Source organism: Pseudorhodoplanes sp., from assembly GCF_035565855.1.
Lineage (GTDB): Bacteria > Pseudomonadota > Alphaproteobacteria > Rhizobiales > Xanthobacteraceae > Pseudorhodoplanes.
The window spans coordinates 1-8,726 of the sequence record NZ_DATMRX010000306.1; the positions used below are offsets into that span (position 1 = coordinate 1).

Below are 8,726 nucleotides of genomic sequence, written 5' to 3' on the forward strand. Positions count from 1 at the left end.
GGTGATCAAGTTGCTGGCGAAGCGCGCCAATGTCGAGCGGATCGACACCGGCCAGAAGGGCGCGGTGCTGCAATTCCGTGACAACAGCTTCGCCAATCCGGAAGGGCTGATGCGTTATATCACCAGCCAGGCGCCGATCGCCAAGGTGCGTCCGGACATGAAGGTGGTGTTCCTCGACGATTGGCCAAAGCCCGTGCAGCGGCTGCTCGGCACCACGAAGATCCTTCGCAATCTGGTGAAGATCGCCGAAGGCAAGATGGCGGCTTGATGCGAATGCACGGAGCGAAAGCAAATCCGCTTTCATCCTGAGGAGGCTGCGAAGCAGCCGTCTCGAAGGATGAGGGCGGCCGAAAGGATTTCACCCCGCAGCGTTCTGCTGTCGCTCTTCGGCAATCTTGCGAATGACACCGGCGAGTTGCTCGGGCGCCTGCGCGCCGGACACGGCATAGGCGTTGTCGAAGATGAAGAACGGCACGCCCTGGATGCCGGCGGCCTTTGCCTGCTCGACGCGTTGCGCGAGGAGGGGGAGGTCCTCGTCGGTCGCAAGCTTTCGCGCGATCTCGTCGCCATCGAGCCCGACATCCTGCGCTGCCTTGACCAGCACGGCCTTGTCGGAAAGGTCGGCGCCTTCGGAGAAGTAAAGCTCCATCAGGCGCTGCTTCATCTGCGGCGCCTTGCCGACCTGCTCCGCCCAATGGATCAGGCGATGGCTGTCGGTCGTGTTCGGCTGGCGGTTCACCTTGTCGATCGCATAGACGAGGCCTTCCTGCGCCGCAGCCGCCGACACGCGCGTAGCTATTTCCTTGTATCGTTCGGGGGAGCCGAATTTGGTCGTCAGATATTGCTCGCGCGAAATGCCTTCCGACGGGATCCAGTCGTTCAGGAAATAGGGGTGATAATGCACGTCGACCGGGATATCCGGATTGAGTGCGATCGCCTGCTCCAATCGCTTCTTGCCGATGAAGCACCAGGGGCACACGACATCGGACACAACATCGACGCGAATTGGATCGGTCATTGGGGCGGGCCCTTTGCTGGAGCAGCGACCCAGCAGATGTAAGCGGCCTGTTACTCGGCTGCAACCGCCGAGGGCGTGATGCGGGCGAGGAGGCTTTCGAGCGTATCCGAGGATCGCCATGCGGTCAGTGCGACTTCGGGGGCGATCGCGCGGCGGCCTCCGGCCTGCAGCATCGTATTGCGCAGCACCGCGACCAGGCGCTTTGCCACCGTTCGCGCCTGCCGCGGCGCGGTATCGACGAAGGCGATCAGAATGGAGGCGCCATGATCGCGGCAGGCGAAGTCCGCGCCCCGCACCAGCTTGCTGACAAGGCGCGCAGCGTCGTTCATTGCGCGCGCATCGAGATCGCCCTCGAAGCTCAGGCGCGCCACCGACAGGCCACCGGAGCGTCGGCTGGCATCGCGGATCACGCGTTCGAGTTCGGCGAGGAAGGCCGGCTCGTTCATCAGTCCGGTTGCGGGATCGATGACGCCATCCTTCACAAAGGCATCGAGTGTCCGCCGCAATCGCGCTTCGAAGGCATGCAAGCGGACGAGTGGCAGGATCCGCGAGACCAGACAAAGCGGATCGCTCGCGACGACTAGATGCGGCAGCCGGCGGAGGTCGTCATCGAACGGATGTCCGATCACGCCGACCGGCAGGTCGCGGAAGCGCGAATCCTCGGAAATGACCGTAAGCAAGGCATCGACATTGTGCGGATCAAATCCGTCGCCGATCACGAGACCATCCGGATCGCGCGCCTTGAGATAGCGCGCTGCGGCTTCGATCGCGAGCACACCGATCACGCCGGTCTGCTCACCGAGAGCGATCGACAATGAGGGATGAGTTCGCCCGCGCCCGGCAAGGATCACGGTCGCTTCCTCGAGCGGATCGCTCGCCGACGTCGATGGCAATGGCTGACCAGCGGACCGTGCTGCCTCGGCCCGCCGCAACACACTCGCATGCAACGCGCGGACACGCAGCACGGATGACAGCCGCGTCGCAATCGCCGATGGCTCGGCGTCGATCGGCATGGCGAGGGCCTCACGATAGGGCGGAATGTCGTTCGCCGCTGCGCATGCCACAACCGGCACGATCGGCGTGCGGCGCGTCATGCTGCGCGTGAGACTTTCACCGAGGTGCTGATCGCTGGAGGCGCGCGCGTCCGCCAATATAATCGCGCACGGATCGGCCGCGGCAATCGCCGCACTCGCCTGCGCGCACGATGCCTCGATCACCGGAAAAGCCCCGGTTTCCGAAATAGCTGCGATCAAGTCCGGAGAGGGCTCTTCGGCAACGACTACGACCGGACCCTGCAGCGACATTTTTTTGCGTTCCTCGTGTCCGAATTGTGACCGCGCCGCGCTGTGCGCGAATTCCGATCGAGTCCGGATCACATTGCCAATTGATGGGCGGGCAGTTAGCGCCCGGCGAATTAATGTGTGGTCAATTTGACCCTGCAAATTGTCAGGCGGATCGGCGTCCAAAGGCTGCCGTTACCAGAGGGTTGACGCTCATGTTTTGAAGCGCGCCCCGCATGGTTACGAGATCGCTTGCGTGACCGGCTAATCGATGGCCTGTCACAGCATGCGGAAGTGCCGCCAGCACGCCGTGTCGGTCGATGTCCCGTATCAGGCGCTGCAGATCGTGTATCGGAAAGCGGTACCCGCCGACCGCAACCAGCCCCGCGGGTGGCGCGGTCACGACGAGTCCCTGCTGATCCGGCGTGATGCGGCACGGATAGCCGGTATCGACATGCCTGTCGGCGGGCGATGAATCGTCAGTTTTGTCGCCGGTGCCATACGGCCGGTAGGGCGAGGCGGCGAGCAAACCCGACAGCCCCAGCGTTCCGCCGGGCGTGACTGCAACTTCCGCGCAAGTAGAACCGGTGTCTGCGATTCTCACTTTGCCGATCGGCCATGGTGATGTGCGCCCGCCAGGTGACCGCCGTGCGGCAAGGAGGCCACTCTCGCCAAACGCCGCGACGTCGATCAGCGCGACATCGAGATTGGTCCATTGCGCGGCGGAGGCAAATCGCTCGGGCGATCGCCAGATCGCGACGACACTGCGAATGCCGGGCGGGTCCAGCCAGTCGGAGGCGGCGAGTCCCGGCAACAGGCCATTGGGTACGACGAGCACGTCGCATTGTTCTTTGTCGATCTGCTCGCGCAGCGTCTCCGGATGAAATGAATCGTGCAGCACAAGTGTGCCGCCGCCAAGAAGCCATGGCACCAGGGCCGCGGACACGCCGGCGTAAGAGGTCGAGGAGATGCTCGTTAGAATGACCGCGCCCGAACCGATCTCGGCGCGCTGTCGCACCAGCCGGCCGCCAGCGATGAGTTGCGTAGCATCCCGTGCAATCGGCACGATTCCGTCTGCTGTCGTTTCGAATGTCACCAGCGCGGGCGATGCAGGGCCTGCATCCTGAACGCGAAGTGTCTCCGCCCGGTTGTCCGCGTCATTCAGGAGCTCGTCGAGGGGAATGATCCCTTCCATCGCAGCGCAGCCGATGCCGCAGACCGCGCGGATGGGAAAGAGTTCGGCCGCAACCTCAAGCGCCAGCGCAGCGTGGTCGAAATCACCGACCCGACCACAGGTCACGATCGCTCGGGCGCCGGCTTCCGAAAGCGCCGCGACACAGTCCTTGCGCCGCCACAGGAGCGGCAAGGGTGCCGGAATCATTCCGGCGCGCATCACTGCGAGCAGAACCACGACGCTTGCCGCCGTGTTCGGCATCTGCAACCCAACCACGGTGCCAGGTGCAAGTCCTATCGATCGCAGGCGCGCTGCGATCGTGCCAACGGCACGGTCGGCGCGCCGGTAGGTCCAGCGATCCGACCGGTCGATCAGCGCGAGCCTGTCCGGACCACCCGTCGCATGCGCGGTCAGGATCGCGTCGAGCGCCGGAACGGTACCGTTCGACGTCATCATGTGCCGCGCTTGCGCCACCAGGCTTCGGGCAAGAACCCGAACAAGGGTGTGACGGCCGGATGATCGACATGAGTCCAGCGCGCCACCCACTGATCCGGGAGATGAAAGAGCGGGACGACATAAAATCCCGAGATCAGGACGCGATCGAGCGCGCGAACGGCGGACTCGAACGTGTCGCGATCTCGCGCCGTCAAAAGATGCGCAATCATGGCGTCGATCGCCTTGTTTTTGGCGCCCATGTAATTGCGCGTTCCGTCCACGTCGGCGGACGCCGATCCCCAATAAAAGCTCTGCTCATTTCCGGGCGAAAGCGACTGATCCCAGCGATACGGAATCATATCGTAATCATAGGTGAGTCGCCGCCGGTCAAATTGCACGGCATCGACGTTCCGGACGGTTGCCTTGATGCCGGCTCGCTTGAGGTCGCGGGCATAAGCGAGGGCGATCCGCTCCTGGTCGCGCGTCGAAACGAGGATCTCGAAAGTCAGCGGCTCTTTCGTGGTGCGGCTGCGCAGAACGGTGCCGTCGAGGTCGTATCCGGCGGCTGACAATAACGTCAGCGCTTTCTTCAGCACCTCGCGATCGCGCCCGGAGCCATCGCTCTGACTTGGGAGGTAGCGGCCCTCAAGCACGTCCTCGCGCACAGCGTCCGGATAGGCCGCAAGCCATTTGCGTTCGCGGTCATCGGCGGGTCTGCCGATCGACGACAGGTCGGAGCCTTCGAAATAGCTCGCCGTTCGCTTCTGCAGCCCGAAGAAGAAATTCTTGTTGACCCATTCGAAATCGAACAGTGAGGCCAGAGCCTCGCGCACCCGGATGTCGGCGAAGATCGCCCGCCTGGTGTTGAAGACGAGGCCATTCATGCCGACCGGCGTGCCGTTCTTGAACGATTCCTTGACGAGGCGACCGGCCTTCAGGGCCGGCGTGTCGTATCCGGTTTGCCAGCGCGTGACGTCGTTCTCCACGCGCACGTCATAGAGGCCCTTCTTGAAGGCCTCGAACAGCGCGTTCTCGTCGCGATAGAAATCAAGCCGGATCTCGTCGAAATTCCACAGGCCCCGATTGATCGGCAAGTCCGCGCCCCAGTAATCGGGATTGCGCACGAAGGTCGCGCTGCGTCCCGGATCGACCGACTTGATCAAGTAAGGCCCGCTCGCGACGAGCGGCGTGAATGTCGTCTCCTCGAAATGCGCAGGATCGGTCGCATGCTTCGGCAGCACCGGCATCAGGCCGAGGATCAGCGGCAATTCGCGATCGTTGTTGCCCGATAGATCGAAGCGCACCGAATGCGGTCCGACGATCTGTGCACGCGCCACCTTGGCATAATAGGTGCGATAATTCGGCCGGCCTTTGTCGCGCAGCAGCTCCCAAGTGAAGATCACGTCCTCGGGGGTCACCGGCTTTCCGTCGGAAAAGCGCGCCCGCGGATTGAGGTTGAAGGTGACATAGGTGCGGTCGTCGTCGGTCTCGACGGTCTCGGCGAGAAGACCATAAAGCGTGAACGGCTCGTCGTAGCCGCGCGCCATCAACCCTTCGATCGCGTAACCGCGAACATTGGGAAGGGGCAGACCCCGGACCACCAGCGGGTTCACTGTATCGAACGTTCCTGCAACGCCGAGCGTGAGCCGACCGCCCCTGGGGGCGTCGGGATTCACATAGGGCATGGCGGAAAAGCCCGCCGGCATTTTCGGCGAACCGTGCATGGCGATGGCATGCTGTGCGCCGGTCGCGAATGCTGGCGCGTCCAGCGTCAGCATCGCCAGCACAAGGATCAGCAGCGCGACGGCTGACCGCCGGGCGGGGCAGGGAACGCAGCGGTGGGGCGGTCGCAAGGTCCGGCAATCCGATTCGTTCAACGTTACCCTAATTGGGGACGCCGTCGGCCGCATGCGATGATCGGCCCAATATCATCATTTTTGGGCTTCATGCTTTATTACAGGGGCGATTTCAGGTATCAGGCCGGTGCGCGGGGTCACGCTGTCGCCTTTTTTGGCGTTGAGACAGCGACCTGGCGGCCGAATGGCCCACACGTCGCTGAAGCGGCGATCAACGAGGACATAGTAGGATCATGACGTATCGCTCTGCGTCCGCACCGGCCCGGCCGGTGGCCCGGGTGCTTGCAACAATTGCCGCGATCGCCGCGTTGTCTGTCGCGGGTCCGATGACGGCATCCGCCCAGACCCAACAGAAGGCCGCGCCAAAGGCGCAGCCGAAGGGCGCCCAGCCCGCACCGGCTCAGCCGGCGGCGCCGGCCCAGCAAGGCGCGCAGCAGGACCAGTCGATCCCGCCACTGATCTATTCGAACTGGACCAAGATTTGCGGCAAGGGGCCGGAGCAGGGTGCCAAGCAGATCTGCCAGACCGGCAAGGACGGCCGGCTCGAATCCGGCATGCCGGTTGTCGCCGCGATCCTGATGGAGATGGAAGGCGAAGGGAAAAAGGTGCTGCAGATCATGCTGCCGCCCGGCGTCTATCTGCCCAAGGGTACGCGCGTCGTGATCGATCGTGACGAGCCGTCGGCTATCATCGGTACGTTCCTGACCTGCGCCAATGGCGGCTGCATTGCCCAGCTTGAGGCCAATGCTGACATCGTGCAGAAGCTCAAGAAAGGTCAGAACCTGTTCGTGCAGGCCTATAACATGGCGCAGAACGTGATGACCCTGTCGCTGCCGCTGAGCGATTTCGCCAAGGCCTATGACGGTCCGCCCACGGATCCGAAAGAGCTCGAGGAAAAGAACAAGAAATTGCAGGACGAATTGCAGCGGCGCGCCAACGAACAGCGCCAGAAGCTCGAGGGTGGCAAGACCCAGTAACCGCGAGCGCCGGTTCGGACATTCGGGGCGCGCCGAAGGGCGCGCCCTTTTTTCTGTTATCCCGGCGTTCAAGCTATGGAGCTTGCCTGGCCTCTCATGTTTTTGGCTTGTTTGAGGTCCACACAGGGGGGCGGTATGGTGTTCCGCCAGGCCGCCGGTGCGGCGCTAACGAGGAGACGATGGATGGACAATTTCTATTCCTCATCGCCGCGGCGGCGTTTGACGCGCGGGATCGCTATTGGCGGTCTCGCATGCCTCCTGTCGCTCGGGATGGCCGTCCACGCATTCGCGCAGCAGAAGTCCCCCGCGCCGAAAGCGGCGCCGAAGGCCCAGCAGGCCCAAAAAACCGAGAAGCCGCAGCAATCCGGCGCGGCCGAGATTCCGCCTCTGATCTATTCCAACTGGACGAAATTTTGCTCGCAGGCTCAGGAGACCGGCGGCAAGACCGTATGCCGAACCGGCAAGGATGGGCGTCTGGAAAGCGGTGCTCCCATGGTCGGCGCGATCCTGATCGAGGCCGAAGGCGAAGCGCGCAAGGTCCTGCAGATCATGCTGCCGATGGGAATCATGCTGCCGCGCGGCACACGGGTGCTGATCGACAATGACGAGCAGGGCGCCATGGTGCTTCCGATCATCGTCTGCGCAGGGAACGGCTGCATGGCGCAGGCCGAAGCCAGTGACGAACTCATCGCGAAACTGAAGAAGGGTCAGAATATCTACGTTCAGGCCTACAACATGCAGCAGGCCGTCTTCACGCTCGCGGTGCCGCTGGCCGATTTCGCAAAAGCGCATGAAGGTCCGCCCACCGATCCGAAGGTCGTGGAGCAGAACAACAAGAAGCTGGAGGAGGAATTGGCAAAACGGGGGCGCGAGCGCCTTCAGCAGCCGAAGTGATCGCCCGCATCTGCGGCGACCAGGCGTCGCTTAATTCACGGTGAGATCACGCGGCCGATAGCCTCCGCGCTCGTCCTTCACGAACAGATCCCGGACCTGCGGGTGCCGGATCGGCTCGTGTGACGTGTCAGGCAGGAGATTCTGCTCGGAGACATAGGCGATATATTCGGTTTCCGCGTTCTCCGCGAACAGATGGTAGAACGGCTGATCCTTGCGGGGGCGCACTTCAGCCGGGATCGATAGCCACCATTCCTCGGTATTGTTGAAGACCGGGTCGATGTCGAAGATCACACCGCGAAATGGAAAAATGCGGTGCTTCACAACCTGACCGATATGGAATCTGGCGACGCGCGCCTTTTGGTCCGAATTTCCCATGGCGAAGTATAGATAGGTCAGAGGGCGCGACCGCGCCAGCGGTCAGGCGGCTCCGTCGGTGCCCGATGCCTCGTCCGGCGCCGCCAGCGCCGCTTCGACGAAATAAATGTTCATCCGGTCCGAGCCGCGGATTTCGAACATGCCGCGCGGGGTGCAGGGGATCGTCGATTTGATGATCTGGTAGGTCGATTCCGAAACCGTGATTCGCATCGGCTCGGACAGACTTTGCATCCGGCTCGCGGTGTTCACCCCGTCGCCGAACACGTCATAGATGTACTTGCGGACCCCGACCACCGATCCGACCACGCTGCCGGTATGGATGCCGATCCGGCAGGTCCATTGCACCGGATGACTGGCATTGCGCCGCTGCAGGTAGCGCAGCATCTTGATCGCGGCCGTCGTGATGTCGATCGCATGATCCGGGTTGGGGCTCGGCATGTTGGCGACGGCGAGATAGGCGTCGCCAATGGTCTTGATGCGCTCGCAGGCGTGATGCTCGATGATCTGATCGAAGGTTGAGAAGATCTCGTTCAGTTCGGAAATCAGGCGTTTGGGCTCGCGCGAAACCGGCATCCGCGTGAAGCCGACGAAGTCCAGAAACAACACCGAAACATCGTCGTAGAATGACGGCGTCGTAGTGCCGAATTCCTTGAATTCGTGCAGCACCTTAAGCGGGAAGATATTCATCAGCAGCCGCTCGGTGCGCTCGCGCTCGCG

General features: G+C 62.8%; 9 protein-coding genes. 3 read left to right on the forward strand and 6 right to left on the reverse strand.

Annotation, left to right across the window (positions count from 1 at the left end; translation table 11 throughout):
* Nucleotides 1-268 (forward strand): hypothetical protein (locus VN004_RS17630; protein WP_325612793.1); only part of this gene is annotated, 268 nt, incomplete at its 5' end.
* Between the two features lie 90 nt (nt 269-358).
* Here VN004_RS17630 and VN004_RS17635 read toward each other — a convergent pair.
* The 4 genes from VN004_RS17635 to VN004_RS17650 form a co-directional block, all read right to left on the reverse strand.
* Complete coding sequence (locus VN004_RS17635) at nt 359-1,018, reverse strand: DsbA family oxidoreductase (protein ID WP_325612796.1); 660 nt, start codon at nt 1,016-1,018, stop codon at nt 359-361.
* Between the two features lie 50 nt (nt 1,019-1,068).
* Nucleotides 1,069-2,322 (reverse strand): GGDEF domain-containing protein, encoded by a 1,254-nt coding sequence (locus VN004_RS17640; protein ID WP_325612798.1) that lies wholly within the window; start codon nt 2,320-2,322, stop codon nt 1,069-1,071.
* A gap of 142 nt (nt 2,323-2,464) precedes the next feature.
* A complete protein-coding gene (locus tag VN004_RS17645) occupies nt 2,465-3,925 on the reverse strand; it encodes an AMP-binding protein (RefSeq protein ID WP_325612801.1) in 1,461 nt (486 codons plus the stop codon).
* Entirely contained in the window at nt 3,925-5,817 is a 1,893-nt protein-coding gene (locus tag VN004_RS17650) for an extracellular solute-binding protein (protein WP_414710343.1), read from the reverse strand. The genes VN004_RS17645 and VN004_RS17650 overlap by 1 nt, the downstream gene beginning before the upstream one ends.
* A gap of 179 nt (nt 5,818-5,996) precedes the next feature.
* On the opposite strand from VN004_RS17650, the gene VN004_RS17655 reads away from it, so the two are divergent.
* Both VN004_RS17655 and VN004_RS17660 read left to right on the forward strand, forming a co-directional pair.
* Nucleotides 5,997-6,740 (forward strand): invasion associated locus B family protein, encoded by a 744-nt coding sequence (locus VN004_RS17655; RefSeq protein ID WP_325612805.1) that lies wholly within the window; start codon nt 5,997-5,999, stop codon nt 6,738-6,740.
* A 183-nt stretch (nt 6,741-6,923) separates the two neighbouring features.
* Nucleotides 6,924-7,634, forward strand: a complete 711-nt coding sequence (locus tag VN004_RS17660; RefSeq protein WP_325612807.1) for an invasion associated locus B family protein — start codon at nt 6,924-6,926, stop codon at nt 7,632-7,634.
* A 30-nt stretch (nt 7,635-7,664) separates the two neighbouring features.
* Here the strand turns inward: VN004_RS17660 and hspQ are convergent, their stop codons facing one another.
* Both hspQ and VN004_RS17670 read right to left on the reverse strand, forming a co-directional pair.
* A complete protein-coding gene (gene hspQ, locus VN004_RS17665; protein WP_325612809.1) occupies nt 7,665-8,009 on the reverse strand; it encodes a heat shock protein HspQ in 345 nt (114 codons plus the stop codon).
* Between the two features lie 42 nt (nt 8,010-8,051).
* Nucleotides 8,052-8,726: adenylate/guanylate cyclase domain-containing protein (locus VN004_RS17670; RefSeq protein ID WP_325612811.1), on the reverse strand; the 675-nt coding region annotated here is incomplete at its 5' end.